The following is a 26,856-nucleotide window of genomic DNA, read 5'->3' as shown; positions in this document are numbered from 1 at the left end:
AGAGATATTACTCCCTTTTTTTAAAAGTTAACCTGTAAGGGGTGAATGTTATAGAGATCTCGCCAAAAACACTGGAATGGAGAGAGGCATATAAACTATTAGTTGGTTCCATCCTTCCCCGTCCAATTGCCTTTGTTTCGACCATAGATGGAAATGGGACTGCTAATGCAGCACCATTTAGTTTTTTTACAGCGATTTGTGCGGACCCCATGCTCATCTGTTTTTCACCGATGAGAAGAGGAACGGATGGGGCTAAGAAAGATACTCTTGTAAATATAGAAAGCACAGGTCAATTTGTCATTAATATTGTGAGTTTTAGTATTGCTGAGCAAATGAATGACTGTGCGATTGAATTCAGCCCGGATATCGACGAAATAGCAGAAGTGGGTTTAACCAAAGAACCAAGTATAGAAGTGAGTGTGCCGCGTATCAAGGAATCTCTCGTCCATTTAGAATGTGAACTAGAGCAGGTATTACATTTTGGTGATAAGCCTGGGGCAGGGAGCCTTGTGATTGGAAAAGTGGTTCATGTCCATGTCAATGATGAACTATTTAATAAAGGGCGAATTGATAGTGCCAAGTTGAAGCCAATTGGACGGATGGCTGGGAACATCTATACTGACCCGTTAGCTAAAATGTTTGAAATGGATCGAAAAATGGAGAAAAGGTGAGTGTCGTGAAATTCGTTACTTTTGAAAAAATGGATGGGACAATCCGAGCAGGCTGGTTACTTGACCAAGACCATGCCATTGATATGTATGAGGCATCAGGCGGGGGGCTGCCAAGTAATCTATTAGCTTTTCTTGAAAATAGTGCCACCAATCTGGAAACAGTGGCTAGTTTAACCCCATTTACAAAGGGACAAAAAGGCGTTTATCCATTGAATCAACTTTGTTTAAAGGCACCACTACCTATTCCGAGGAGTTTTCGTGATTTTTATGCATTTGAGCAGCATGTGAAAACAGCGAGGGAGAATAGGGGCCTCGAGATGATTCCAGAATGGTACGAAATCCCTGTCTTTTACTTTTCCAATCATCTTGCAATTAAGGGACCAGGAGAGGAAATAATCAAGCCTGTAAATTGTAACTGGCTTGATTATGAACTGGAGATCGCATGCATTATTGGCAAAGAAGGAAGAAATATTTCCGCAGATGAGGCAGATAAGTATATTTTTGGCTATTGTATTTTAAATGATTGGAGCGCAAGAGACCTACAAAGGAAGGAAATGAAGGTTGGACTGGGGCCCGCAAAGGGGAAGGATTTCTCGACATCGATTGGACCGTGGATTGTCACAAAAGATGAGTTAGAACCATTTAAATTAGGGAAGGGCTTCAATCTTTCGATGAAAGCCCGTGTCAATGGGGTTCTTCTTTCCAAGGGGAATATGAAAGACTTATATTATTCCTTTGCTGAGATGATTGAGAGGGCTTCTGCTGGCGTGACTTTATACCCTGGAGAGATGATTGGTTCAGGAACAGTTGGTACAGGATGTATTCTTGAGCTTGGAGACAAGGTCCATCGCTGGTTAATGCCTGATGATCAAGTCGAATTAGAGATTGATCATCTTGGAGTGTTACAGAATGAAATAATCGCTGAAGAGAGGTGAGAAGATGTATTACCGTCAAATGGGTAAGATTCCTCACAAACGGCATACGATGTTTAAAAAGGAAGATGGGAGTCTTTACAGAGAGCAGGTAATGGGGACTCGTGGATTCTCTGGAACCCAATCTATTTTGTATCATCAATATATGCCTACAGAAGTGGTGAAGGCAGAAATGGTCGGCAACTACTTACCCGAATATGAAGACCAGCAGCCGCTCAAACACCGCCACTTTTTTACAAGTAAAGTAGCAAATAAAGGGGACGCTTTAAATGCACGGGAATATATTTTGGGGAATCAAGATTTATTAATTGGAACGGCCAATGTGACGATGGCGATGCCAAGTTTTTATCGGAATGGTGATGGCGATGAAATGCTTTTTATCCACTATGGCTCAGGAAAACTAGAAACAATGTTTGGGAACCTTTCTTACAGTCCAGGTGATTATCTTATTATTCCGATTGGTTCCATTTACCGTGTGATCCCGAACGAAAATGAAGAAACGAAAATGTTGTTTGTTGAATCCTTCAGCCAAATAACAACACCAAGACGATATCGAAATGAATATGGTCAACTTTTAGAGCATAGCCCATTTTGTGAAAGAGACCTTCGTGGACCGGAAGAATTGACGACATTTGATGAAAAGGGTGAATTTGAAGTTTTAACGAAATCAAGAGGGAAGATATCCTCGCATATTATAGGACATCATCCACTTGATGTTGTGGGTTGGGATGGATATTTATATCCATGGGCCTTTAACATCGAGGATTTTGAACCAATCACAGGAAGAGTCCATCAGCCGCCACCCGTCCATCAAACCTTTGAAGGTAATAATTTTGTCGTTTGCTCATTTGTCCCGAGGCTATATGATTATCATCCAGAATCGATTCCTGCTCCCTATTATCATAGTAACGTTAACAGTGATGAACTTCTTTATTATGTGGAAGGAAATTTTATGAGTCGTAAAGGAGTACAGGAGGGTTCCATCACGCTTCATCCAGGCGGGATCCCACATGGACCTCATCCTGGAAAAACGGAAGCGAGTATTGGAAAAAAGGAAACGCTTGAACTGGCCGTTATGATCGACACCTTTCATCCTCTAAAAATTGTAAAAACCGCACAAAAAATAGAAGATGCCAACTATATGTATTCTTGGTATGAAAAGTAGGATTAATGGTTTTTCCAGAACAATCCAACGTAATACTAGTTGGATTGTTTTTTCAATCTAAGGTAAAAAGTGGTATGGTAGTAATAAGAAAAAATTGTAAATGAATAGAGGTGAAATCATGGAACTGGAATCAATAGTAACTAAATTAAAAAGCCATATTCCTAAAATTCTTGGAAGTGAGAAATTTTCAAAATATGCTGTCATGGTACCACTCATTGAAAAAGAGGATGAAATTCACGTGTTGTTAGAGGTTCGTTCCCTAGAACTAAGGAGGCAGCCTGGAGAAATATGTTTTCCAGGGGGGAGAATTGACGCACAGGATATAGATGAAAAAGATGCAGCTATCCGAGAAACGGTTGAGGAATTAGGAATTAACAAAGAGCAAATAGCAGACATTAACCCACTAGATTATATGATTTCACCATTTGGAATGATTATCTATCCTTTTGTTGGATACATTAAACATCCGAATAGGATCGTTCCAAATCCATCAGAAGTCGGGGAGATTTTTACAGTACCGCTATCTTTTTTTATAAATAATGAGCCAGAGATATATCATATTGAATTTAGGCCAGAACCTGAAGAGAATTTTCCCTTTGACCTAATTGTCGGCGGGGAGAATTATAATTGGCGGACTCGAGGGGTCGATGAATATTTCTACCGGTATCAAGGAAAAGTAATTTGGGGATTAACCGCTAAGATTCTCTCCCATTTTATTGAACTTATTCGTTAGTATCTATAAGAGCATATCCTTGGTTATTTTAAGAAACAATGATTATAGTTATATTGCAGCTTGAAATTCAAGGATAAGGAGTGTATTTTTATGAAAATCGTAGCAATTGTTGGCAGTAATAGAAAGCAATCTATTAATAAAAAGCTGGTAGAATTACTGAAGGAACGTTATCTCGAAAAAGTTGAAATTGAGATATTACCGATCGAAGGCCTTCCAATGTACAACCAGGATGATGAGTTAACACCAGCAGAAGTTGTGATTCATATCAAAAAAATAGTGGCAGCAAGTGATGGTGTATTAATTGCCACTCCAGAATATAATCATGCCATTCCTGCATTTTTGAAAAATGCACTTGATTGGTTTTCGCGAGTGGATAAAGTAATGATGAAAAAACCAGTAATGATTGTTGGCGCCACACCAGGTGTTCTTGGAACGGTAAGAGCACAGGTTAATCTTAGACAAATATTAGCTGCTATGGGAGCATTAACGCTTCCTGGAAATGAAGTATTTATCAATGCTGTCCATGAAAAAGTGGATGAAGCCGGGAAATTAACACATGAACCTACACTTGGATTCCTAGATACTGTGATGAATAACTTTATCGATTGGGTGGAAAAAACAAAACATTTGTAAACGAACATCTAAAACAGTGGATTTCGAGCGGAAATCTACTGTTTTTTTTAATCTCATTGTCCACTGGTGGTGTACAAATGTCTTTGTGTAAAAGAAATAACTTGATTATTTTCTGAATATCGTTAAAATTAAAATTATATTTTTAGATATTAGGGAGATGTAGGGATGAAGGTCGTAAAGTTTGGCGGGTCCTCGTTAGCATCCGGAAAACAAATTGAGAAGGTATTTAAGATAGTTGTTTCAGATTCCGAGCGGAAGGTAGTTGTAGTATCTGCGCCAGGAAAAAGGTTTTCGGAAGATAACAAGGTGACTGATTTATTAATTGAATGTGGAGAGTTATGTTTGCAAAATAAAAATCCAAGGGAAAAATTTGATGCAGTCATCGATAGATATTCCACTATCGCCGAAGAATTATCCCTACCTTTAGAAATTATTAACGAAATTCATGACGATTTAACAAAGAGGTTGAGTAGCGACAAAACAAAACCGGATCGGTTTCTGGATTTATTAAAAGCGAGCGGTGAGGATAATCACGCCAAATTGGTAGCGGCTTATTTCCAGGAGCAGGGGGTTGAGGCCTATTATGTTGACCCTAAAGAAGCCGGTCTCCTCGTCAGTGATGAGCCTGGCAATGCTCAAGCACTACCAGAAGCCTATAGTCAGTTATATTCGCTGCACGAGCGTTCTGGGATTTTAATTTTCCCTGGATTCTTTGGATATAGCAAACAAGGAGAGGTTTTTACCTTTTCGCGAAGTGGGTCCGATATAACTGGTTCAATCCTTGCAAATGCACTGAAAGCAGACTTATATGAGAACTTTACGGATGTAGATGCTGTTTATTCTGTGAACCCTTCGATCGTAAGAAAGCCGAAGGAAATAAAGGAACTGACCTACCGTGAAATGCGCGAACTTTCATATGCAGGATTTACCGTCTTACATGATGAAGCACTTGTTCCAGCATTCAGAGCGGGAATACCTGTTCAAATCAAAAATACAAACAATCCAAGTGCAGCAGGAACGAGGATTGTTTATGAGCGAGACAATACGAATGGGCCTGTTATTGGAATTGCAAGTGATCAAGGTTTTTGTAGTATATATGTAAGCAAATACTTAATGAATAGAGAGGTAGGTTTTGGCCGCAAGCTTTTAAGTATCTTAGAGGACTTCGGACTATCCTATGAACATACGCCTTCTGGAATTGATGATGTTTCTGTTATCCTCCGTGAAAATCAAATGGATGCAGAAACAGAAAAGGCGATTAAAGAACGGATTGAAACTGAATTACATGCCGATCAAGTGAAATTTGAACATAGCCTAGCTCTCATTATGGTTGTCGGAGAGGGCATGCGCCATAATGTAGGAACAATGGCAAGAGCCTCCAAAGCATTGGCGAAAGCTCGTATTAATATCGAAATGATTAACCAAGGTTCATCTGAGGTGAGCATGATGTTTGGGGTTAAAGTAGTAGATGAAAAAAGAGCGGTTCAAGCACTTTATGAGGAATTTTTTGTCGCAGTAACGGTTTAATTTTAAGCATAGTAAAAAGGTACGTCAAAAACGATGTACCTTTTTCTATCGCTCCTTTTTTAACTTAATCCTTGTTCGAATCCCAGCCCACATTGCAATAACCAGTCCGCCAATTGTATCAGCAATTAAATCCGTCATCGTATCTTTATTTCCGCCGCCTTGTAAGGTCATATCAAAAAATTGGTCAGAGCTAAATTCATAAATTTCCCATAGTACTCCACCGAATGCTGCAAAGGATAACGTAAATAAAAATACAAACCACGGCGATATCTTATCTCCCGCATTTCGATGTACCAATCTTTCATATAAAGCAATTCCAGAAAAAGCAAGGATGGCTCCACTGACCACATGCATAAAGGTGTCCCACCAACCGAGTCCATACCAGCCTAATATGGAACCGAGATATTGTGAACCGACTAAGAAAATTAAATAAGAAATGACAATGGGCAAATTGAATTGGAGTTTAGTAAATAAGGCCAATAATAACGGGACTGCTCCACAAACAATTCCTCCAATGGCAACTGTTCCTTTAAAGGTTACATCGTTTGAAAAGTAGTAGACGGCTAATGCTGCCATAAAAATGACATAGATTAAACTGAAAATGATGACAAGCTTTCGATTCATAAATTTCCTCCTCTCATACTTTAGGCTTTCGCACAAAGGCGTAAAAGGAGACCAGGAGTCCCCCCGCAAATCCACAGAGTAAGTCATACATTGTATCTTTATTTCCGCCTCTTTGCATGGTGTGAGTAAACGTTTGATCCCCCACAAACTCATAGATCTCCCAAAGTGCACTTGCTAGGACTGAGAGTGAAAGAACAAAAAGAAATAAAATCCATCTTGAAGCATCATTCCGCACATCTTTCGGGATGAATAATTTAAATAAAGTTATACCAACAAAAGCTACATACATACCCTTTAAAATATGAATGGTAGAGTCCCACCATTTATAATGAAGGTAAAAACTCGCGATCGATCCTAAAAATAATGTACAGAAAATAAACATATAATAGCCGATTATAATTGGGAGGTTAAATGGATTCTTTTTCTTAAATATTAGTAGGAGGGGCAATCCACTCACAAGAATGCCGCCAAGTGCTACTTGCCATCTCGAGGAATCCCCTTTAATAAGGTAATAAACAAATAAGGCAGACATTAATAAAATAAAAACAACACTTAAAAGGATAATTACTTTCCGTTTCAAATACTTCACCCCAGTAAACAAGATTCCTTACAATTATGTCCAATAAATACAAATGAAATCATGGAAAGTTAAACTGAGTGGAAATGAAATATTTGTTCTCGCATATACACATGGAAAAGAGTATATTTGATAAGTAGCGATTACTATAATTATGTACAGACTCAGGTAAAGAATAGATGGCGGAGGAAGCTATGCAAAAGGCACAAATACCAACTTACGAGCGAATTGCGATAGATTTAGCAAATAGAATCTACGATGGGAAATTTAAGGTAGGGGAAAAGATTCATGGCAGATCCACGTTAGCAAGTGAGTACAAGGTTTCTCCTGAAACTGTTAGAAGAGCGATTAAGATTCTAGAGGATGTCGAGATTGTCCAATCCACTAAAGGTAGTGGAATCGTCATATCTTCTCGGGAAAATGCCTATAAATATATTCAACGGTTTTCCAACATCGCAAGTATTAAAGATCTTGAGAAACAAATGAACTCACTGATTTCTGAAAGAGACAAGCTGGATGAGCAGCTGTTTGACACGCTTAGAAAAATCATGGACTACTCTGGAAAGCTTCGTCACACGAACCCATTGGCGCCAATCGAGGTAGAAGTTTTTCCAGGCTGTATTCATATAGGACAAACTATTTCGGAATTGAAGTTTTGGCAAAATACCGGGGGAACCGTGATTGGCATGAAACGGAAAGGTGAATTAATTATCTCACCGGGACCTTATGCGGTAATTCTTGAAGGGGATGTCCTGCTTATCATAGGTGCTGAAGAAACTCATGACCGGGTGCTACACTTTATGGAAGAGTAAAAAGGGTATGAAATATGCGGAAAAGCCGGTTTAGAAGACCGGCTTTTCCTTTTGTAATTATTCTAATAATCCTTCTGTTTCCAAAAATTCTTTTGCGACTTTGGCAGGTGACTGTTTGAGACTGTCGACCTTATAGTTGAGTTCGCGCATTTTTTCATCCGTCAACTTACCAGATAAAGAATTAATAACTTTTCTTAATTCTGGATGTTCTTTTAATGTTTCTTCTTTTAACATTGGTACGGCATAGTAAGGAGGGAAGAAGTTTTTATCATCCTCTAATACCTTCAATTTAAACTCTTCAAGTAACCCGTCCGTCGAAAAGGCATCGATGACATCACTTTTATGGTTGTTTAATGCAGTATAACGTAACCCGCCGTCAATGGCTTTTACGTCTTTAAATTTCAAATTATACTTTTGGGAAAGTCCGATTAATCCGTCCTCGCGATTTGGAAATTCGATCGTCGGACCCATGGTTAATTCCGAGCTTACCTTTGCTAAATCAGAGATCGTCTTTAAACCATATTTTTTTGCGGTGTCTTGACGAATTGCTAAGGCATAGGTGTTATTAAATCCAAGCGGTTTTAACAATTCAAAACCATATTTTTGCTTAAATTCCTTCTGGACAATATCGTAGACGATGTCCGGATCACTCTGTGGCTTCTTCTTTAAGATATTAATTAATCCTGTCCCCGTATATTCAACATACATGTCAATGTCCCCATTTTTAAGGGCACTGAAGGCAACCTGACTACCACCAAGATTTAGTTTTCTTTCTACTTGAATATCAGTCTTATTTTCTATTAAATCAGCGAGCATATTACCTAATATCATTTGTTCGCTGAAATTTTTTGAACCAATTACAATTTTATCCTTTGCGTTTGCCTTTGAATAAGCAGTAAAAGTCCCTGCAATGATTAACAAAATACAGGCCATACTAATCATTATTTTTTTAGTGGTTTTACCAGTCTTTTTTGCTGATCTTTGCTTGCTTGTATAAGAAAGTGAGGATTCGAGTTTTCCGACAATAAAATCAATGAGAAGTGCAAGAATACAGGCTGGAATAGCTCCGGCCAAAATCATATAATTGTCAACTGTTTGCACACCAGAAAATACGAGATACCCAAGTCCGCCTGCACCGATGAAGGCTGCAATGGTCATTAATCCAACAGCGGTAACCGCTGAAATTCTGATACCCGCCATAATCATCGGGAAGGCTAGTGGTAACTGAACCTTTCTCATCGTTTGACTCTTGGTCAGACCGATACCTCTGGCGGCTTCCAGAATGTCTCCATCAATATTCGTTAAACCAGTGTAAGTGTTTTTAACGATGGGAAGCAGCGAATATAGAACGACCATGATAATCGCTGGGGTACTGCCGATTCCAACGAATGGGATGAGAAATCCAAGTAATGCCAAACTCGGTACAGCTTGAATCACATTCGTAGTTCCAATAATAGGTTTTGAGAGCTTTGGTTCTCTTGAAATTAATATACCGAGCGGAATCCCAATTATAATCGCTACTAATACAGAAATCACACTTAAGTAAAGATGCTGGCCAAGTAAACTTAAAATCTGCTCATAGTTTGTGGTTAAATAGTTCCAAAATCCACTCATTAAAAGGCCACCTCCAAATCAATTAGTTGGCTGCTTAATGCAGATAGAATACTACTTCTTGTAATGAGACCAATTAATTGGTTATGACTATTCACAACAGGTACATAACCGATTTTATGTTCATTCATTGTAGCTAACACAGAAATTAAATTGGCACCCTGTGAAACGGAAAGAACATTTTGTTCCATAATCATTTCAATCGACGTCGTTCGATTTAACAACTGGATGCTTTTTAATGTCACTAAACCCTTAAGGACATTATGTTTGTCAGTAACTATTAGGCTGTCTACCTTATGGTCCTTCATAATCTCAATGGCCTGAAGTACGGTTCGCCTTGCGGTAATTTTTACTGGGTTAGGAATCATAATATCCTCGGCCATTAATAATTCAGGATTATTCCAAACTCTTCTTTTTCCAATAAATTCTTCAACAAAGTCATTAGCAGGATTTTTAAGAATGTTTTCAGGCGTATCATATTGGAGAATATCACCATCTTTTAGAATGCAAATCTTATCTGCTATTTTAATAGCTTCGTCCATATCGTGGGTGACGAAAATAATCGTCTTGTTTAATTCCTTTTGCATCTGGAAGAGTTCATCTTGAAGGGAGCTTCTTGTGACTGGATCTAAGGCGCTAAATGGTTCATCCATTAAAATGATATCGGAGTTTGTTGAGAAGGCTCTTGCCACGCCAATTCTTTGCTGTTGTCCCCCGCTCAATTCCTTCGGAAAACGATGTAAGAACTCCTTAGGGTCTAAGCCGACCAACTCTAGCAATTCACCTGTTTTTTGGGCAATCGCAGTGGGATCTTCACCCTTTAGCTTTGGAATCAATTCTAAATTTTCCTTAATGGACATATGTGGAAATAAACCAGTATTTTGAATGACATAGCCAATGTTTCTGCGGAGCTCAATCGGATTTATGGTCGAGATGTCCGTCCCATTTACATAAATTTTTCCTGAAGTTGGCTGAATCAATTTATTAATCATTTTCAGTAAAGTGGTTTTCCCACAGCCACTTGGTCCGATAAAAACAACTAACTGTCCAGCCTCAATTTCTAATGAAAAAGGATTAATAATTGTTTTTGTTCGATACTTCTTAACAATGTTTTTAAATTCTATCAATTCCATTCCCCCCTAAAATTAATATGTCTTGTGTTAATGCAACAACTTAATGTTAACATAAAAGTTGTTGGTTTGTCTAATTACCTAATCGGTTATTCTTTCCAAAACAATATCCTTTAAGTAGAATAAGGTGAAGAAAATATGTTTAAAAAGTGAGTAGGTGTTAGTTTGAAGACTATTTTAATTGTTGATGATGATGTGTTCATCCGCAATCTTGTTAAAGATTTGCTAATGAGAGAAGGATTTAAAGTAATTGCATCGGAAAATGGGTTGACGGCACTTGATGTATTAAATAATCAGTTTTGTGATTTAGCGATAGTGGATATTATGATGCCTGTCATGGACGGCTACCATTTAACCACTGAAATTCGGAAACAGTATGATATTCCGATCATCTTACTAACAGCCAAAAGTCAAATTGAAGACAAAGAAAAGGGATTTGAATCAGGAACTGATGATTATTTAATTAAACCGTTTGAACCAAAAGAGTTGATTTTCAGGGTGAATGCATTATTAAGAAGATATGGGAAAACGGGTGAAGCCAATATTAAGATTGGGTCCTTGTACATAAACAAAAAAAGCTATGAGGTAAAAATCAATAACAAGACCTTCATTCTTCCATTAAAGGAATTTGAACTTTTAACTTTTCTATCTACACATCCAAACCAAGTATTTAGCCGTGGTCATCTAATTGAAAAAATTTGGGGTCTTGATTTTGAAGGTGATGAAAGAACGGTAGACGTCCATATAAAACGATTGCGCGAAAGATTTTCGAATTTCACCGAGGAATTTGCCATCAAAACGATTAGAGGGGTAGGTTATTCCCTGGAGGTTCAATAAATAATGATTATAAAATCTTTGTATAGTAAATTCGCCTTCATTACGATTATGATCATGGTCGTCAGCGGGATTATTTCATTTTTTCTGTCCAATGCTTATTACCAAATCAAATTGAAACAGCAAAATGACGAGAAAATCATGAATTTTGCTAATGAAATAGCAGGCTTTGCAAGTAAGCACCCTTTGATTAGTTTACAGGATTATCTTGACCATATCGGGGCAATCGGTTACCAAATTCTTTTGGTTAATAATGAAGGGAATAAGGAGTATTTTGGCTCTTCCTTTCGAGAAAAGAATTTACCTGAGGGTATTCCTGAAAAAGTATTGCATGGCGAGGTATACCATGGGATTCGTTCTTTTCCTCATAAAACCTTTGTAACTGGCTTTTTTGCAAATGAATTAAAGAATACAGTCGGTATTGCTTTTGAGTATAAAAGTAAAAAATATGCCATGTTTATCAGGCCAGATATTAAGCTTATGTTTAATGAGATGCATATTCTTTTCGGATGGATGCTAATCATATCTATTTTATTAAGCATTCTATTTGTTCTAATTAGTACCAAATATTTAGTCAATCCGATTAGAAAGCTTAATAAGGCAACAAGAGAAATTGCAGAAGGCAATTTTTCAATTAAACTGGATATTGACCGAAGCGATGAGTTAGGAAATTTAGCGATCAGTTTTACTAGGATGTCCCAGAAATTAGCCAAAGTAGATACGTTACGAAAAGAACTAATGACTAATATTTCTCATGATATCCAATCACCACTAGCCAATATAAAAGGCTATCTCGCTTTATTGGAGAATAGTGAAAAAAGTGATCAAGAGAAACAACAATATCTTCGTGTTGTTCATTCCGAAGTAAACCGACTATCCAGTTTGACCAAACAATTGCTGCTTTTATCCACGATTGAAGGTAAAAAAGATTTAATGGAAGTTAGCTCGGTTAATATCGCAGAACAACTCAAAGCCGTTATTCATCAATATGAATGGAGTATTCTAGATAAAGAAATTATGCTGAGTTATTCTCTTACGGATGCCGCGGTTAAAGGGGATCGAGCTTTACTATATTCTGTTTGGGAAAATCTGTTGACAAATGCGATTAAGTATAATCAAGAAAACGGTACAATTGATATAAAATTGTCTGAATTGGAGTTAGAAGTTGTAATAGTTATTAAAGATTCTGGCGTGGGCTTAAATCAGCAGGAAATTGAAAGGATATTTGACCGTTTTTACCGCGCGGATGCCTCTAGAGCACGTTCAGTTGAAGGGACGGGGTTAGGTTTGTCCATCGTCAAGTCCATCGTTGATATGCATCAAGGGAAAATAGATTTAACTAGTGAAAAAGGGAAAGGAACTACTTTTACCATCATCCTACCTAAATTGTAAAATGAAGTTCATCATCCGTTCATATTCAAACAGTATTCTGTTTATGAAATGAAAGGGAAGGTGAATTTTTTTATGTACTTTGTACCGATTAAGGAAATGACATTTTTTAAAGTAAGATATTTATTAATCAGCTTTATCTTATTTTTTGTTGCGATTCTTGTCTTCGTCATCAGTGGGCTTGCGAATGGCTTGTCAATGAATAACGCTTCTTCGATCATTAATATGCCAGCAGACTCCTTTTATCTGCAAGAAAGTGCTGAGGGACGAATTGACCGGTCCCATTTAACAATAGATATAGAGAAATTGACAGCAACAAGTGACCTACAGCCAATTGGTGTTCAAATGGGAGCCATTTCTAAAATTAACTCCGAGGATAAATTAGATATTACATTTATGGCAATAAAACCAGGCAGCTTTTTAGAGCCGGATGGAAGGGACGGAAAGAGTTTAGAAACGGGCGGGGAAAATTCTGTCTTACTAGACCACTCGCTATCTGGAACTATTAAGATAGGAACAATCGTAAAAGATGCACGGAGCGGCATCATCTTAAAAGTTGTAGGATTTCTTGAAGATCAAACCTTTAGCCATACACCAGTTGCGCTTATTTCCCTTGATACATGGAAGGAAATCTCTGGCGGCTTAGATAAAACTGAATTTAACGGTATTGCAATAAATAAAGCTAATTCAAGTTTGAAAGAGGATGTTTCTAGGATAGTTAAAAATGGGGAATGGGTTGAAAAGGAACAGGTGGTTAAAGGTATACCTGGGTATACAGCTGAACAAAATTCGCTGTACATGATGCTTTCGTTTTTAATTGTAATCGCAGTTTTTGTTTTAGCCGCATTCTTTTATATAATGACCATTCAAAAAACGGCCCAATTTGGCATCCTAAAAGCCATTGGTGCAAAATCAAGTCAATTGGTCAAATCGACTATCTTTCAGGTCATTATATTAACCATTGTTAGTATCGTAGGTGCTGTTGCCTTTACAAAGGGTTTTACGGAGATTCTTCCGGATGAGATACCGTTTATTTTTGATTTGGTACAGATTGCTAAATTCTCAGGAATATTATTCCTTGTGTCGATTTTCGGTTCATTATTATCTATTTTTAATATAGTGAAAGCAGATCCAATACAAGCAATGGGGAGGTTAGAATAACCATGGTAATCGAACCCTTAGTTCTAGAACATGTGGAAAAATCATTTAAAGATGGCGATAAGGAAAATCACATCGTGAGAAACTTATCATTTCGTTTGAAAAAGGGCGAGGTCGTTGCCATTATTGGACCTTCCGGATCTGGAAAGTCAACGTTTTTATCAATTGCCGGTGCCTTACAGTCTCCTGATAAAGGAAAGGTAATCGTAAATGGGACCAATATAACCTCCTTCAGTGACACAGAAAAAGCAAATATAAGGTTGAATCATCTAGGCTATATTTTTCAAACTTCAAATTTAGTTCCTTATTTGAAGGTGGAAGACCAGTTAAGCCTTGTGTTAAAAATGGCCAATCAATGGACGAATGAAAGCAAAAGGAAAATAAACGAAGTATTAATGGCAGTCGGCATGGAACATCGTACCAAGTTTTATCCACACCAATTGTCAGGCGGGGAAAAACAAAGGGTGGCAATTGCCAGAGCATTTATTAATGATCCTGAAATCATTTTAGCTGATGAACCAACAGCGAGTTTGGATTCCAGTCGGAGCATGGCTATTATCGAACTCATTTCAAAAATCGTAAAGGAACAAAATAAATCATCCATTATTGTCACTCATGATGAACAGATTCTCCCGTTATGTGATCGGATTTATCGAATGAAGGATGGACAACTAGTTGAAGTTGAAAAAAGAGGTTAATTGAAGCAGCTAGCAATCTAAGTGATTGCTAGTTTTTTTAATTGAGCCATCCAGAGTTGAAATTTGTAATAGTGATAATAAAACGTGATAAAATGAAGTTAGCAAATAATTTAAAAAAAGAGGAGAATTTATATTTTGAGCTTTGTTCGAGACAAATTCAGTGCGAAGTTTTTCCTTTTCCTCGTGTTTGCTTTTCTGTTGATACATGTGCCATTGCTAGGAAACTATGTCAAAGTCATTAATACCCTTATACATGAATCAGGTCATGCTTTGATTGCTCTTTTTGGGGGTAATGTAGAAAGAATATCTTTATTTATGAATTCCGAAGGGGCTACATATAGTCATCAGTCTTCTTGGTTGGGAAGCTTCATTACTAGCCTTGGTGGATATACCTTTGCCTCCTTTATGGCATTTGTCTCATTTTTACTAATTGGAAAGAAAAAGCAGATTGTGTTGATTGATATATTGCTAGGTTTTATCGGTTTGAATCTTATTTTTTGGGTAAGGAATCCTTACGGGTTGTTTTGGTTATGCTCATTCGCCGTTGCATTTCTGTTTTTACTCATAAAAGGGAGTCAAAACTTTAGAGATAATTTATTACTTTTGATTGCGTCGATCTTATTAGTGGATTCCGTACAAAGTGCTTATGAAATATTATTTATCAGTATATTTCAACCTCAATCAGCAGGGGATGCTGCAAATCTTGCGCGGATCACAGGTTTTATTCCTGCTCCTATTTGGGGGATTTTCTTCTTTGTTCAATCATTATGGTTTTGCTATTACGGCTTAAAACGTGGTTATTATAAACTGGGGAATTAAAACTTTTACGTACAAAATATTGGGAGAGACATAAGTTATTACGATGGGTTTCGATATGAATATAAAAGGGGAGTTATTGATTGAATATTATTGATTTAATTAAAACTCGGCGCAACATAAAAAAATTCAAACCTGATGAAATTGACAAAAATTTACTTCACTCATGGCTAGAGGCCGCTGCCATGGCACCCAATCACCGCATGACAGAACCTTGGGAGATTTACTTTCTTGGAACAGAGACAAGAGAAAAGTTAAATCATAAAACAAATTTTGGAAACGCATCGATCGTATTGATGATTTTATCAAAGCACGGGGCGACATCCTTAGAAACAGTGGAAAATGCGCTGGCAACTGCGTGCTTTATCCAAAATTTTAATTTAGCGGCATGGGCAGAAGGAGTTGGGACCTTTTGGTCATCGATTGGCATTACGCCCAAAAACAGGGCAATTCTTGGTGTTCAGGATGGCTATGATATTATAGGCGTTCTGGGAGTAGGCTATCCTGATGTAATCCCAGAGCCAAAGCCACGTACACCGATTCAGAACAAATTCAGAAATTTACCATAACAGGAACAGGGAAGAGCCAACCGTATTTACGGTTGGCTCTTTTAAATAAGCTAGATAGCCTGATTGTATTCTAATGTAAGATTATCAATGATTGTTTGAACGGGAAGAATATCTTTGATTTCTCCAACTCTAGCCCCTGCAAAAACAAGGCCATTTTCAGCATCACCATTCATGGATACCAAAAGAGAATCCATGGTGCAAAAGCGGTAAGAACAATTCTTTAAGCAATCAATGCATTTAGCGATTTTTAGCTTATCTGTTCCACTAATTAATTTTGCAAAATTATTATTAATGGCTCTTCCGTGAAGACCAACGGTTGTTTTTACCAAAACCAAATCTTCTTTACCTGCATCAACATATTTTTGTTTAAAAGCTAATGGAGCATCACATTCCTCGCTGGCTACAAAGCGTGTTCCCATTTGTACACCAGACGCACCCATTGCAAGTGCTTTTGCAATATCGCCGCCAGTCATGATTCCTCCTGCCGCAATAACGGGGATAGAAACCGCTTCAACGATTTCTGGGAGGATATCAAACATTGGGCGGTCTGTTCCAAGATGTCCTCCTGCTTCAAAGCCTTCAACGACAACTGCTGCTGCTCCCAGTCGTTCGGAGATCCTGGCTAATTTAGCAGTCGAGACTATAGAGATAACAGGAATACCTGCTTCTCTTCCCCATGCGTACATATCTCGTGAGATTCCAGCTCCAGAAATAATAAAGTCAACTTTTTCTTCTAGAGCTGCTTTCATTTTTTCAGCAAAGTCATTCATCGCGAATAGAACATTTACACCAATGTATCCAGCATCTTTGATCAGACTTTTAGCCTTTCTTATATGTGTTCTCATTTCATCAGTTGAGATCCCTGTTCCAGATATAATCCCAATCCCGCCTGCATTTGCGACAGCTGAAGCCAATTTGCTAAGAGAAATACCGACACCCATTCCGCCTTGCATGATTGGAACCTGAGGTCTTATATGGCCTATTTTAAGTTGTGGAAAGTTCAAATTATAACCCCGTTTCATTGTTTGTATTAGAAACTTCCCATGCATCATACCATGTCATTTTTAATATGTCTGTGATTACTATCACCAGGTCATAATGGTAGGTGGTATTATTTTCTATATGATAAAATAGAGGTTAATGTTAAATCATAACTAGGTTAATTTGCATAAAAAATTTGCTGAAACCAAACGATACGTTATGAAGCGAAAAATGGATGGTGGTAGATAGGATGATTATTTTTACGGATATTGATCTTGATGGTCTTGGTTGTGGACTTATTGCGAAACTAGCATTTGCAGACAAGGCCAATATATTTTACTGTTCTTATCGAAATTTAAATCAAAGAGTGGAAGCAGTTATTAAAAACCCTGAGAATAATAATGTGGAAATCTACATTACTGATTTGGCTGTAAATGAGCAGGTCGAGAAAAAACTCGAGGAGCGGTTCCAAAAGGGAAAACCAGTTCAAATGATCGATCATCATGTGACTGCTTTGCATTTTAATCAATACAAATGGGGGAGCGTAATTCCTGAGTATGAGACGGGAAAAAAGTCTTGTGCAACTTCTTTATTTTATGATTACCTAATTGAACACAAAATGATGGAACGAAATAAAGCACTTGAAGAATTTATCGAATTAGTACGTCAATATGACACTTGGGAGTGGGCTGAAAATAATAATTTAACAGCCAAACGATTAAATGATTTGTTCTATATTATGAGTCGTGAACTGTTTGAGGAGGAAATGTTAAAAAGGTTGTCTGAAAATAAAGATTCATTTACATTAACCGACACGGAACATATGCTGCTTGATATCGAGGAACAAAAAATCCATCGTTACATCCATTCGAAAAGTAGACAACTGGTGCAAACTTTTATTGATGATTACTGTGTTGGGATTGTTCATGCCGAACAATATTTATCAGAGCTAGGAAATGAATTAAATAATTTATATCCTCATTTGGATATGATTGTCCTACTGAATATGGGTGGAAAGAAGATGGGATTTCGAACCATTCATGATGAAATAAATGTAGCCGAATATGCAAAAAAGTACGGAGGTGGAGGGCATCCGAAAGCCTCTGGATCGGAAATGACAAGGGAAGCGTTTGAAAAGTTTGTAATAAATGTTTTTGAAATGATTCCACTTAAACCAGATGCAGATCGGAATGAATTTAATGTTAAGGATTCACAGGTTGGAACATCCTATCAGAACCCGCTTGGAGAAAGTTCATATATCATTCCATGTGGAGATGGCTATTTTTCTATAGTACATAACAAGAAGAAATTGGAGCAGTCTTTCTCTGTATTCGCGGATGCAGAACGGTATTTAAAAAGAAATTATTCTTCTTGGCTTCGAAGCGACCATGAATATCTTTATCACGTTTCAAAAGCTCTTCGGATCTCACAAGATGAATTAAGAGGGAATTATCAGGAAATCATCAGGAACCATCTTGTAGATATTACTTTATGAATTAGTAAAAGCCATTCCTTAACGAAAAAAGGAGTGGCTTTTGTGTTTTTTTCATAACCTTCCGATTTAAGGGGTAATTAAGATTGAAGTGGTAATTTAATCGTAGGTATATGAGATTATTATTTCGAAATCGTAATAACCATGCAACAAAAAGTCAATTTATTTATATATTCCTGTAATGATCATTTGTTATGATTGTTTAACGACAAAGAGAATTGGTCGTGGGAATTACTTGGTAGGGGTTTGAATAAATATTAATATACCTTTTTGATTGAATTAACCTATGGGGTGATATGATGGCTTCAACTTCAAAAAGGAGTAAATATTTTGATAATGCAAAATTTATATTGATTTTTCTCGTCGTTTTTGGGCATCTGATAAGTCCATTAAAGGAACATGATGGGATCCTTTTCACTTTATATACAGTTATTTTTCTATTCCATATGCCCGCTTTTATCCTAATCTCTGGATACTTCGCGAAAGGTTATAAAAAGAAAGGCTACTTTATAAAGTCTATTAAGAAGATATTACTTCCTTATTTTATTTTTCAGATGATCTATTCCATTTATTATTATTTAAATGGGCAGGAAAAAAATATAGAATTTGATTTTTTACATCCTCATTGGTCGCTTTGGTTTTTGATGAGTTTGTTTTTTTGGAATTTACTTCTATATCTCTTTGCAAGGTTAAGATGGAGTGGCTTTTTTATTGCCATTGTCTTGGGAATTGCGATTGGTTTTGTTGATCACGCGGGTAGTTTTTTAAGCCTATCAAGAACATTTGTATTTTTCCCCTATTTCCTTTTGGGGTTTTTACTAAATGGTGATCAGTTAAAGAAAGTAATTCGAGCCAGATATTCACTTCCAGTTGGTATAATAATTATTATCGGGACTTATATTTTCTTTGGGTTCAGTTTCCCTCAAGATGCTGTGCCATGGCTTCTGGGCGATACATCATATGCAAATATGGGGGAAAAAGAGTTGGCCGATGGGCTGTTGCGAGGACTTCAATATGGGCTGACATTAATAGTTGTATTTGGGTTTTTAGCATTAATACCTTCCAATCAATTTAAAGTAACGAAAATTGGTGAAAGAACTTTATATGTCTATTTGCTTCATGGATTTATTATTAAATCGCTCCAGGAGATTCTTCCAAATAAAAGTATCATCTCCATTTCAGGAAATTATCTTTTACTTTGCGTTCTTTCCTTTATGATCTGTATCGTTCTAGGAAGTTATTTAATTAAAAAATATACTCAACCGCTTGTCGAATTTAAAGTTTAAATGAATGGTAGTGAGTTGTGAATGAAAGCCGAACTAGCTTGACCAGTTCGGCTATTTTTTGTGCATTAAAATTAGAAATAAATTCATACAAACTAAAACCCAAACAATGAGCTGACAATATTTTTCTTTTTTCTTTTGACTTTACTATGATCAAATACAAGTGGTTCTTCCATTTGCGAGGTCATTTTTAGTTCGTTCATTTGTTTTTGAAGTTGTTCTACCTGCTGCGATAAATCTTTTACAAGATGTTGCAAATCCTCTAGTTCACGGCGATGCTGAAGGAGTTGATAGGAAGCAACCGAATCTGCTTTTGAATTTATATTACTTTCCAATTCACTGACTTTTGAATATAACTTTTCTAGTGCTTGATTGTCATTTACCGCTTTAACAGCACCTTTTCGAGGATTTTTTTTCTCTTTTAATGGGACTATTTCTTGGATTAGTGTCCCGTTTTGGAGCTGTTCGTGTATTTTTTTTAATAGTTCTATATCCTCGTTACTAAAATGGTAATGACCACGCTCATTTCTTTCCATTGGAAGTTCAAGCTGTTTTACCCAGCGCTGAATAGTACTTGTAGATACTCCTAATAATTTTGCTACTTCACTTGTATTCATTTCGAATCCCTCCATTGATAAAATAAACCGCAATCCACGAGTGACGAAATTATTTTTTTTTGTCTTTAAAAGGGAGTCGTTCTAATCGAAGAAAACTTTGTATTAAGTCCAGAATTTCCACCATTTCTTTTCTTTTGTAGCTGCCACATGTCTATAACTGTTAAGCATTTGTTGAAAGGCTAATTCTCTTTGCGAAATTTCATGTCGGTACTGATTACGCTCTTCAAGGAAAAATTCACGTTCTTTTGACATTGCCTCTGTTAGACTTGAGATTTCGTTATTAGTAACATCCACATAGTGGGATAGTTCTTCGGAAGTTTCCGACAACTGCTTGGAAAGTGTATGAATTTCTTGAGAAGTCTCTATAGAAACGTTAGCAATGTTGTTGGAGAGGTACTGTAATGAGTCAGCTGATAGTTCAGAGGCTTTTTCAAGTGTCTCTGATAACTCCTGAATCTCAGCTCTTGTGTTAGCGGATGATTTATATATCGAGTTAGATAATGATTTAACTGTGGTATAGGTTCCATTCCTTATTTCCTTTTTTACTTCATCTAGTACTTCTCTTCGAACAACCGTCCGGATTTCATCTTTTACGTCGCTTAAGAAATTTTGCTTGTACGTATCCATTGCCTCGAAAAACTGATGTGCATCTATAGCGTCTTGTATGGTTATCGGTTTGGCTGTGTCAGAAATGACCTCTAATGAGACCATAGGTGATTCTTTTATATCCAGATTTTCAATGGCCTTGAGTGAAACAGCGAGTGATTCTGGGACATCCTGATTTTCAATGAACGCTTGTGAAACTGCGAATGATTCTGAGACATTCTGATTTTCAATGAACGCTTGTGAAACTGCGAATGATTCTGAGACATCCGGATTTTCAATGAACGCTTGTGAAACTTCGGAGGATTGGGGTACATCTTCACTTTCAGGGTGAAGTTTTTTTTGCATCCATTCCCTGATTGTTTCCTTACTTAACTTTTTTTCATATAGTTGTTTAATTTCAATTAGCTGCTCAATCTCCCTATCTGTACATATTCTTGCCCCTTGCTTTGAACGAGGAATTTCTAGTAAATCAACTAAATCCTTTTCCCAATGTCGTATGGTGCCTGGTGTTGTATTTATTTTTTTTGCTACTTCTTTTAAGGTATAGGTCTTCATATAAAAATCATTCCTTTCTATTTATCTCGGAAATAATTCATCTTTGTGTTAGTAATTCACCATTCGGTAGCACATTTTCCTGCTAGATGACAAAAGCTATCAAAACAAGACGGAAAGAATGAAATAACAACAATATTTTGCAAATTGAGCATCTATTACAAAAAAATGATTGAGCAGAGTAGAAATGAGGTTTAATATATGGAGTGGAATTGATGTAGAAAGAAGGATCTCAACATGTGGATTGCAGCGGCCTTTGTTACTATGGTTTGTTTTGGGACTAATAATACTATTTTCAAGTGGAGCACGGAGAAGAAAGTGTCGAAAGTACATATTCAGTTCTTCTTCTATTTTGTAGCATTTCTATTAACTTTGGGATTTGCTTTTGTAAACGGGAGAGTCCACTTGAATCTTATCACCATTTTACTTGGAGCTTTTATTGGAATATTAAATGCAAACGGTAATATCCAAATGTCAAAGGCCTTTGAAAAGGGCCCTGCTAGTTTGACATCGCCATTAGTAGGAACAAATACAATATTTCCAATCGTATGTGCTGGCGTTCTTTTTCATGAACATATCACAGTGATTCAATGGGTAGGAATCATAATTATGCTTGGCTCAGCCATGGCCATACAGTATTCATCTGGTAATAATAGAGGAATAAATTATTTCCCTTGGATGATTCGCGTTGGGCTTGCGATATTTTCTTTTGGTTTACTAGGGGTTTTAATGAAAACTACATCCTATTTGCAAATAAATTCATTAGATATCCTCATTGCCATGTATGGCGGGGGGAGTGTCTATTTAGCAATTTGCAGTATCTTGAAAAAAGAAAAGTGGCAGAGGTCAGAAGCCAATGTGGGATCCATTGTGGGACTAATTAGCATTTTAGGATATAGCAGTTATTTCTATGCCCTTAATTCTGGAATGGCAAGTATCGTGTTTCCAATTGTAAGTTTAAATTGTCTAGTAGTGGTTCTAGCTGGGTTTTTACTATTTAAAGAAAAATTAAAAAGATATCAAGTGATCGGTGTATTCACTGCTCTACTTGGGATAATTTTCACAAAGATATAAAGCGCAAAAAAGTGCAGAGTGTTTCAAGCTAAATTGAAATGCTCTGCACTTTTTATTTGGCACCATAATTTATCACCTATCTCAATTCACCAACCCAAGCATTTTCAACCCATTATAAATTCCAGAATCAGTAACCTTGGTGGTTCTATGCTTTGTGTATTTAAAAAGGTCTGGATAGCCGTTACCCATAGCAAAGCTTTCGCCCACGTTTTGAAGCATTTCCTTATCATTCATTCCATCTCCAAATGCAATCGAACTTTCCTTATTGATGCCTAGCCGCTTCAAAACTGCTTGAACTCCATAGCCTTTGTTCACTCTGTCCCTGATTACATCATAGCAATGACGCATTCCCTCGACATTGACTTGGGATAAATGGATTCCCTCTTCATTATTGTAAAGGACAGGGTCATCTTTTTTTAGATTGACTAGTGTCATCCCTAAGATCGAACTATTGACTGAAGGAGAATAAGGTTCATTTTTATGTAAGTGGAATTTGTGCATAAACTCCGTTGTGATCCCAGAATCCACATTGGTAAAAACGTTCTTATTATTCGTATACAGGACCACTTCATGCTGGTTATCCTTAGCAATCTCTAAGAAATTCATAACTGTAGAGCTCTTCATAGGCTCTTGGAATATATCTTCACCTTTATAAATGGCATATGCACCGTTATAACCAATGAATGAGTGAATATTTAACTCTTTTGCGAGTTCATCTAATTCATGTAGTGGCCTTCCTGTAGCTAAGAAAACTTCCAAGCCCTGAGCCTGAACCTGTGAAATGGCCTTTTTTGTTGAATCTTCAATCGTACCATCTGGTCTCAGTAATGTTCCATCGATATCCAAAAATAAAACTTTATAATTGGTCATGAATGTAGCTCCTTTTTTGAAGAATGTTGTTTTTAGTCTACCACTTTTAGTTAAAGGAAGTCACATTAAATAGAATCGTTTAATCAATTAATAGCGACAGTAATTCCATTAGGGGATAATTAGTTTCATGGCGTTTTTGTAATTCGATTGGATTTTTAATAAACGGAAAACGGTGCCGTCCGCAGCTTTTTTAATGAAATATTATTTTGGAGGAATAATAGGGGGGAGATAAATATAAAACGCAAAAAGTGAGGAATTTTATGAAAAAGATTTTATTACTATTCTTATCTCTTCTCATTTTAGGTCTTCCCAAAAGCGTCTATGCTGAGCAAAAGATTCCTATATTAATTTATCATTCCATCGATCAATTTAACGGTATTGGATCCAAGGAGTTATATGTAACTCCAGAAAATTTTGAGAAACAAATGGCATATTTAAGAGACCATGGTTATACCTTATTAACTTTCGAGCGTTGGAAGGATATTAAAACTGTTCAAAGGCCAATCTTTATCACCTTTGATGATGGTTACAAAAATAATCTTAATGCCTATTCGATTTTTCAAAAACTCACAACAGATAGTTTTCATCCAGCAGGTACCTTTTTTGTGATTTCTGATTTCGTAGGAAGGGCAAACCGATTGTCTAAAGCAGATTTAAAAATGTTAGCAGATTCAGGATTAATATCTATTCAGTCACATACAGCTACACATCCAGATTTAATCAAAGAGGAAAACTTAAAATATGAACTAAAAGAATCGAAAGAAAAAATTCAGCAAATAACAGGTAAAGCTGTTATTGCTCTAGCGTACCCCTATGGGAATACGAATGAACATGTGGTGGCGGAAGCGAAAAAGTATTATCGGTATGGACTGACTACAACGCCAGGCCCATTTTCAATGACAGGCTTTAAAAACGAGCTTTACTATTTACCTCGAATGTATATAAAATATTCAACTACACTCGATGATTTTGAAAAAGCAGTGAAGGTAGATTAATATAAAAAACGATTACTTACTGAGGTAATCGTTTTTTTTTTGACTAAAATTGGGTAGTGCAAAGAAGTATTAACCATAATGTTACATATATAGTTGTTCGATATGAATATTCTATATGTAGGGGGGAGTATTCTATGATAACAACAATTAGTGTGTGGACCAAATTACTCGGGTGATTGAGAAGAAAGACTCAAAAAAATAGCTATTGAAAAGACAATGTAAACTGGGCGAAATCTCTATGTAATCAAACAACGTTATAATAGTGTAAACATAATCGAGACTGTATTAGGGCGGGTGTTTATATGGAAGAGACAATGGTAAAATCCTACTTACAAAAATCACTAGATGAATGGAAAGATGATATTTCACTAGTCTTAACTGAAATTGCAAATGAATATGATGAAGTGGCACAGGAATTAAAGGTTTATTCTTACAAATATGGGATTACCAAGCAAGTAATTCAATCGACAGTAAATGAGGAAATTATTGATAAAATTCGTGACATGTACCATAAACCATTTGAAGAAAGCTATAACCAACTGAAAGAATACATAAAAGACCTAGAGGAAAAAAGGCGAGTTTTTCAAATGTTTATTCAAAAAATTGAAGAAGTAACAAGGAAAGAATCAGCGAAAATTACTACATATTAGTAAGTAATTTCATCCCCCTATAACTCAAAAGCAGCCTTATCAATTGATGAGGCTGCTTTTTTATTTGAAAAAAAGCATATTCGTATGAATTATGTAAGATGTTTGTCTGATGATGTAAACATTAAACAATTTAACTAAGTTGTAGAAATACCAGAAGAGCAGCCCTGATAGGAGGCTGTTCTTTTTAGATTTCGTTAAAGAAACCGTGCTGTAGATTCCTGCATATATTAATAACAGATTTATATTGTGAGGTGTGAAACAAATGATCACCGCTAATATTGGAAGTAAAACCTATCGGATCCCGGATAACCTTGAAGAATATTTTCAACCGTTTCGCTCACAGGTGATTGGGATAAATCAAGAATTTGCTTCCCCCTACGGGAAAAAGAAAATAATTTATGCGGACTGGACAGCAAGCGGCCGACTTTATCGACCCATCGAACAGAAGATTTCTGAGGTTTTTGGTCCTTTTATGGCAAATACACATACAGAATCGAATATAACCAGCTTGATGATGACGGGAATATATAAACAATCTAGAAAAATTATTAAGGAACATGTGAATGCTGACGCGAACGATGCTTTGATTCTAGATGGATTTGGAATGACCTCTGTCATGAATAAGTTTCAGAGATTATTAGGAATTAGAGTTCATGAACAGTGGAAAGGGCGGCTGCATCTTTCCGAAAATGAGCGGCCGGTCATTTTTTTAACACATATGGAACATCACTCTAACCAAACATCCTGGCTCGAGACACTGGGGGATGTAGTTTTATTAAGTCCTGATCAGGATGGTGGAGTGGACATTACCCAGCTTGTTCAACAGCTGAATCAATATAAGAATAGGAAAATGAAGATTGGTTCGTTTACAGCATGCTCCAATGTAACAGGGATTCAAACCCCATACCATCAATTAGCCAAAATCATGCACCAACATGACGGTATCTGTTTAGTGGATTTTGCAGCTGCGGCTCCTTATGTAACCATCAATATGCACCCAAAGGATCCTTTGGAAAAACTTGATGCCGTCTTTTTCTCTCCTCATAAGTTTTTAGGGGGACCGGGAACTAGTGGGGTTTTGGTTTTTGATACAAGATTGTATGTTAATCATGTTCCAGATCATCCCGGGGGCGGGACTGTGACCTGGACGAATCCATGGGGCGAGCACAAATATTATTCCGACATTGAGCTGCGTGAAGATGGAGGGACACCAGGAATATTACAAGCCATTCGGACCGCACTATGTTTGAATTTGAAGAATCAAATGGGTGTGGACAATATATTAACAAGAGAGAAGGAACAGTTAAATATTTTATTACCTAGATTAGTAGAGATTCCCGGTCTTCATTTATTAGATGGTCATAAAAAAGATCGTCTGGGTATTGTTTCGTTTTATATTGAGAATATCCACTATAATTTAATCGTCCGCCTGCTTAATGACCGGTTTGGGATTCAAGTAAGAGGTGGATGCTCCTGTGCTGGGACCTACGGGCATTATCTTCTTCACATTGATAAACCTTCTTCTAAGCATATTTCTGAACAGATTAATCAGGGAGATCTGTCGGAGAAACCAGGGTGGGTTCGTTTCTCATTACATCCGATTATGACTAACGAAGAAATTCTATTGTTTGTAAATGCCATAAGAGAAATTACTTTTAAGATTAACGAATGGAAAAATGATTATCGATATGATAAGTCAAGCAATGATTACTTTTTTGTGAACCACGTAAGAGAGGATATGGCCCCACTTTTTAGATTGGATTAATGTTGATCCAGCTAGAATAGCTGCTATCAGTACCTTTTCTAAATAAGGCAACCATAAACGTGTATGGGCATATGCTATCAGAAGAAAGGTGG

27 protein-coding genes are annotated in these 26,856 nt (G+C 36.8%); 19 read left to right on the top strand and 8 right to left on the bottom strand.

All coding sequences use genetic code 11. The features are described 5' to 3' along the window. The first annotated feature begins 50 nt into the window (after nucleotides 1-50). The 6 genes from CCK98_RS22370 to CCK98_RS22345 all read left to right on the top strand — a co-directional run bounded on the left by CCK98_RS22370 (nucleotide 51) and on the right by CCK98_RS22345 (nucleotide 5,661). Nucleotides 51-671, top strand: coding sequence for a flavin reductase family protein (locus tag CCK98_RS22370; RefSeq protein WP_088090515.1), 621 nt, complete (start codon nucleotides 51-53; stop codon nucleotides 669-671). Nucleotides 672-676: 5 nt separating this feature from the next. After that, the gene (locus CCK98_RS22365) at nucleotides 677-1,606 is read left to right on the top strand and encodes a fumarylacetoacetate hydrolase family protein (RefSeq protein WP_088090514.1); all 930 of its coding nucleotides are present in this window, start codon (nucleotides 677-679) and stop codon (nucleotides 1,604-1,606) included. 4 nt (nucleotides 1,607-1,610) lie between these two features. Next, nucleotides 1,611-2,768 (top strand): homogentisate 1,2-dioxygenase, encoded by a 1,158-nt coding sequence (locus tag CCK98_RS22360; protein ID WP_088088586.1) that lies wholly within the window; start codon nucleotides 1,611-1,613, stop codon nucleotides 2,766-2,768. Between the two features lie 118 nt (nucleotides 2,769-2,886). Continuing rightward, nucleotides 2,887-3,501, top strand: coding sequence for a CoA pyrophosphatase (locus CCK98_RS22355; protein WP_088088585.1), 615 nt, complete (start codon nucleotides 2,887-2,889; stop codon nucleotides 3,499-3,501). Between the two features lie 90 nt (nucleotides 3,502-3,591). Beyond that, nucleotides 3,592-4,134: an NADPH-dependent FMN reductase gene (locus CCK98_RS22350; protein WP_088088584.1), complete on the top strand. Its 543-nt coding sequence runs from the start codon at nucleotides 3,592-3,594 to the stop codon at nucleotides 4,132-4,134. A 165-nt stretch (nucleotides 4,135-4,299) separates the two neighbouring features. Further along, nucleotides 4,300-5,661, top strand: coding sequence for an aspartate kinase (locus CCK98_RS22345; RefSeq protein ID WP_088088583.1), 1,362 nt, complete (start codon nucleotides 4,300-4,302; stop codon nucleotides 5,659-5,661). Between the two features lie 45 nt (nucleotides 5,662-5,706). On the opposite strand, the gene CCK98_RS22340 is transcribed toward CCK98_RS22345, so the two are convergent. Together CCK98_RS22340 and CCK98_RS22335 are read right to left on the bottom strand one after the other, a co-directional pair. After that, on the bottom strand, nucleotides 5,707-6,285 hold the full coding sequence (locus CCK98_RS22340; protein WP_088088582.1) for a hypothetical protein: 579 nt from the start codon (nucleotides 6,283-6,285) through the stop codon (nucleotides 5,707-5,709). Between the two features lie 13 nt (nucleotides 6,286-6,298). Beyond that, nucleotides 6,299-6,874, bottom strand: coding sequence for a membrane-spanning protein (locus tag CCK98_RS22335; RefSeq protein ID WP_306298959.1), 576 nt, complete (start codon nucleotides 6,872-6,874; stop codon nucleotides 6,299-6,301). 182 nt (nucleotides 6,875-7,056) lie between these two features. Here CCK98_RS22335 and CCK98_RS22330 point away from each other — a divergent pair, with 182 nt between their 5' ends. Next, nucleotides 7,057-7,674 (top strand): TrkA C-terminal domain-containing protein, encoded by a 618-nt coding sequence (locus CCK98_RS22330; protein WP_088090513.1) that lies wholly within the window; start codon nucleotides 7,057-7,059, stop codon nucleotides 7,672-7,674. A 57-nt stretch (nucleotides 7,675-7,731) separates the two neighbouring features. On the opposite strand, the gene CCK98_RS22325 is transcribed toward CCK98_RS22330, so the two are convergent. Both CCK98_RS22325 and CCK98_RS22320 read right to left on the bottom strand, forming a co-directional pair. Next, nucleotides 7,732-9,288, bottom strand: coding sequence for a glycine betaine ABC transporter substrate-binding protein (locus CCK98_RS22325; protein ID WP_088088580.1), 1,557 nt, complete (start codon nucleotides 9,286-9,288; stop codon nucleotides 7,732-7,734). Beyond that, nucleotides 9,288-10,412: an ABC transporter ATP-binding protein gene (locus CCK98_RS22320; protein WP_088088579.1), complete on the bottom strand. Its 1,125-nt coding sequence runs from the start codon at nucleotides 10,410-10,412 to the stop codon at nucleotides 9,288-9,290. The genes CCK98_RS22325 and CCK98_RS22320 overlap by 1 nt, the downstream gene beginning before the upstream one ends. Before the next feature lie 168 nt (nucleotides 10,413-10,580). On the opposite strand from CCK98_RS22320, the gene CCK98_RS22315 reads away from it, so the two are divergent. The 6 genes from CCK98_RS22315 (at nucleotide 10,581) to CCK98_RS22290 (ending at nucleotide 15,879) form a co-directional block, all read left to right on the top strand. Then, a complete protein-coding gene (locus CCK98_RS22315) occupies nucleotides 10,581-11,252 on the top strand; it encodes a response regulator transcription factor (RefSeq protein ID WP_088088578.1) in 672 nt (223 codons plus the stop codon). Nucleotides 11,253-11,255: 3 nt separating this feature from the next. Further along, nucleotides 11,256-12,641, top strand: coding sequence for a HAMP domain-containing sensor histidine kinase (locus CCK98_RS22310; RefSeq protein ID WP_179195900.1), 1,386 nt, complete (start codon nucleotides 11,256-11,258; stop codon nucleotides 12,639-12,641). Between the two features lie 72 nt (nucleotides 12,642-12,713). After that, the gene (locus CCK98_RS22305; protein ID WP_179195899.1) at nucleotides 12,714-13,799 is read left to right on the top strand and encodes an ABC transporter permease; all 1,086 of its coding nucleotides are present in this window, start codon (nucleotides 12,714-12,716) and stop codon (nucleotides 13,797-13,799) included. A gap of 2 nt (nucleotides 13,800-13,801) precedes the next feature. Beyond that, complete coding sequence (locus CCK98_RS22300) at nucleotides 13,802-14,494, top strand: ABC transporter ATP-binding protein (protein WP_088088576.1); 693 nt, start codon at nucleotides 13,802-13,804, stop codon at nucleotides 14,492-14,494. A gap of 135 nt (nucleotides 14,495-14,629) precedes the next feature. After that, entirely contained in the window at nucleotides 14,630-15,313 is a 684-nt protein-coding gene (locus CCK98_RS22295; protein WP_088088575.1) for a M50 family metallopeptidase, read from the top strand. Nucleotides 15,314-15,393: 80 nt separating this feature from the next. Beyond that, nucleotides 15,394-15,879: a nitroreductase gene (locus CCK98_RS22290; protein ID WP_088088574.1), complete on the top strand. Its 486-nt coding sequence runs from the start codon at nucleotides 15,394-15,396 to the stop codon at nucleotides 15,877-15,879. A gap of 50 nt (nucleotides 15,880-15,929) precedes the next feature. Here the strand turns inward: CCK98_RS22290 and CCK98_RS22285 are convergent, their stop codons facing one another. After that, entirely contained in the window at nucleotides 15,930-16,901 is a 972-nt protein-coding gene (locus CCK98_RS22285) for a nitronate monooxygenase family protein (protein ID WP_179195898.1), read from the bottom strand. 209 nt (nucleotides 16,902-17,110) lie between these two features. On the opposite strand from CCK98_RS22285, the gene CCK98_RS22280 reads away from it, so the two are divergent. Further along, nucleotides 17,111-18,355 carry a DHH family phosphoesterase gene (locus CCK98_RS22280; protein WP_088088572.1) on the top strand — a complete coding sequence of 415 codons (1,245 nt, stop codon included), beginning with the start codon at nucleotides 17,111-17,113 and terminating at the stop codon, nucleotides 18,353-18,355. Nucleotides 18,356-18,648: 293 nt separating this feature from the next. Further along, nucleotides 18,649-19,638, top strand: a complete 990-nt coding sequence (locus CCK98_RS22275) for an acyltransferase family protein (RefSeq protein WP_256942445.1) — start codon at nucleotides 18,649-18,651, stop codon at nucleotides 19,636-19,638. Nucleotides 19,639-19,730: 92 nt separating this feature from the next. On the opposite strand, the gene CCK98_RS22270 is transcribed toward CCK98_RS22275, so the two are convergent. Next, nucleotides 19,731-20,252 (bottom strand): MerR family transcriptional regulator, encoded by a 522-nt coding sequence (locus CCK98_RS22270; RefSeq protein WP_088088570.1) that lies wholly within the window; start codon nucleotides 20,250-20,252, stop codon nucleotides 19,731-19,733. Between the two features lie 102 nt (nucleotides 20,253-20,354). Beyond that, nucleotides 20,355-21,413, bottom strand: coding sequence for a MerR family transcriptional regulator (locus CCK98_RS22265; RefSeq protein ID WP_088088569.1), 1,059 nt, complete (start codon nucleotides 21,411-21,413; stop codon nucleotides 20,355-20,357). A gap of 234 nt (nucleotides 21,414-21,647) precedes the next feature. On the opposite strand from CCK98_RS22265, the gene CCK98_RS22260 reads away from it, so the two are divergent. Further along, nucleotides 21,648-22,484 (top strand): DMT family transporter, encoded by an 837-nt coding sequence (locus CCK98_RS22260; RefSeq protein WP_088088568.1) that lies wholly within the window; start codon nucleotides 21,648-21,650, stop codon nucleotides 22,482-22,484. An 81-nt stretch (nucleotides 22,485-22,565) separates the two neighbouring features. Here the strand turns inward: CCK98_RS22260 and CCK98_RS22255 are convergent, their stop codons facing one another. After that, nucleotides 22,566-23,354 carry an HAD family hydrolase gene (locus CCK98_RS22255; RefSeq protein WP_088088567.1) on the bottom strand — a complete coding sequence of 263 codons (789 nt, stop codon included), beginning with the start codon at nucleotides 23,352-23,354 and terminating at the stop codon, nucleotides 22,566-22,568. 260 nt (nucleotides 23,355-23,614) lie between these two features. Between CCK98_RS22255 and CCK98_RS22250 the strand changes: the two genes are divergently transcribed. The 3 genes from CCK98_RS22250 (at nucleotide 23,615) to CCK98_RS22240 (ending at nucleotide 26,764) form a co-directional block, all read left to right on the top strand. Continuing rightward, complete coding sequence (locus CCK98_RS22250) at nucleotides 23,615-24,349, top strand: polysaccharide deacetylase family protein (protein ID WP_088088566.1); 735 nt, start codon at nucleotides 23,615-23,617, stop codon at nucleotides 24,347-24,349. A 302-nt stretch (nucleotides 24,350-24,651) separates the two neighbouring features. Continuing rightward, nucleotides 24,652-24,999, top strand: a complete 348-nt coding sequence (locus tag CCK98_RS22245) for a hypothetical protein (RefSeq protein WP_088088565.1) — start codon at nucleotides 24,652-24,654, stop codon at nucleotides 24,997-24,999. Between the two features lie 262 nt (nucleotides 25,000-25,261). Then, complete coding sequence (locus tag CCK98_RS22240) at nucleotides 25,262-26,764, top strand: aminotransferase class V-fold PLP-dependent enzyme (protein WP_088088564.1); 1,503 nt, start codon at nucleotides 25,262-25,264, stop codon at nucleotides 26,762-26,764. Nucleotides 26,765-26,856: the final 92 nt, after the last annotated feature.

Origin of the sequence: Bacillus sp. OV166, assembly GCF_900177675.1 — a bacterium.
In the GTDB taxonomy this organism is placed as follows: domain Bacteria; phylum Bacillota; class Bacilli; order Bacillales; family Cytobacillaceae; genus Neobacillus.
Note: the sequence above shows the minus strand (reverse complement) of the source record. Positions and strands in the feature narration are given on the sequence as shown.